The sequence below is a fragment of the Epilithonimonas tenax DSM 16811 genome (genome assembly GCF_000428485.1).
GTDB lineage: Bacteria > Bacteroidota > Bacteroidia > Flavobacteriales > Weeksellaceae > Epilithonimonas > Epilithonimonas tenax.
In genome coordinates, this window is sequence record NZ_AUAA01000101.1 from 1 (window position 1) to 1,326 (window position 1,326).

The following is a 1,326-nucleotide window of genomic DNA, read 5'->3' on the forward strand; positions in this document are numbered from 1 at the left end:
ATCATCTGCAGGAACCCACCACCTGGAACGCTTGCACCGGCACCGAACGCCTGGAACGCTTTCCGGTATCATCTGCAGAACCGAACGCCTGGAACGATTTCCGGTTATCATCTGCAGGAAAAAATAGAAAAACCATTTAAACACCGTTTAAACGCTATTTAAATTTAAACAGTTTACAAATAAAAAAACGCCCTAAAATAAGGCGTTTATAAAATTTATAGTTTACTGAATGAAAGAAAATTTAAAAATTTATTGCTTTCAAATCATTTAAAATAGTGCTATCCATTATATGACCATAAATTTGTGTGGTTGTTATTTTAGTATGTCCTAAAATCTTTTGAACCGTTGTAAGATTTGCACCTTTACTAATCAAATAAGTTGCGGTTGTATGCCGTGCGGAATGAAATGTAATAGGCTTAAAAACATTGCTTACATCAGAGATTTTTTTAAGGCATCTATTTAAATGCTGGTTTGTTGCCGGTGGGAAAACATTAGAATTTCCAAGTTTATAATATTTGTAAATAATATCTTTAGCCTTTCCGTTAAAAAGTGTTTCAATCGGAATTTTAACCGGCATTTCTGTACTATGCAGATTTTTTTGAGCCTTTTTTATAATCCAAGTTTCGCCATTTACATAAACAATATTAGAAATTTCTAAACTCATTACATCAGAATAACGTAAACCGGTATAAACTGAAAATAAAAACAAATCCTTTGCTAACTGGTAATTTTCCAAGTCATTTTTTAAAACACAATTTTCAATCAATTCTACTTCGGTAGGTGTTAAATATTGTCTTTCACTTTCAATTTTTTTAACCTTAAATTTCCTAAATGGATATTGGTTTATATTCATCAAATCTTTATTGATAGCTAAATTGACATAAGTTTTAATATTTTTGAAATATTTGTAAATTGTATTTTGATTTAATTTTCTAATAGGCTGGTCTTTAAATTTTATATCACATTTAGAAGACCTTAAAAACCTTTCGAAATCGTGCAAAAATTCAAAGTTTATAGAATCAAAACTTATATCATTATTAAACTCATTTAGCCGGTTTAAAGTGCTTTTTTGATTCTTTTTTGTTACCGGACTTAGATTTGAATTTTCCAACTCTAATTTAAAGAAATCATTAAAATTTAAAAACTCTTTTTTCTTATAAACATCATCAAACATATTTATAAAAAAAGGCTTTTTTGCATTTAAAAAACTCAATTCAAATTCCTCATAATCTGTTAAGAGCCTGTTTAAATTTTATTCAATAAATTTTTTAAAGCGGATAATTTGACCATGTTTTCTGAATTTTCCATCAGGAGTTCATAATTCCG

1 protein-coding gene is annotated in these 1,326 nt (G+C 28.5%); it reads right to left on the reverse strand.

Going from position 1 to position 1,326, the window contains the following annotated elements; all coding sequences use genetic code 11:
• Positions 1-241 precede the first annotated feature (241 nt).
• On the reverse strand, positions 242-1,174 hold the full coding sequence (locus F564_RS19700) for a tyrosine-type recombinase/integrase (RefSeq protein WP_051259739.1): 933 nt from the start codon (positions 1,172-1,174) through the stop codon (positions 242-244).
• Positions 1,175-1,326 lie beyond the last annotated feature (152 nt).

What these genes read in the sequence shown, in the direction of transcription:
- F564_RS19700 (WP_051259739.1), bottom strand. Translation starts at nt 1,174, where the DNA reads ATGTTTGATGATGTTTATAAGAAAAAAGAGTTTTTAAATTTTAATGAT.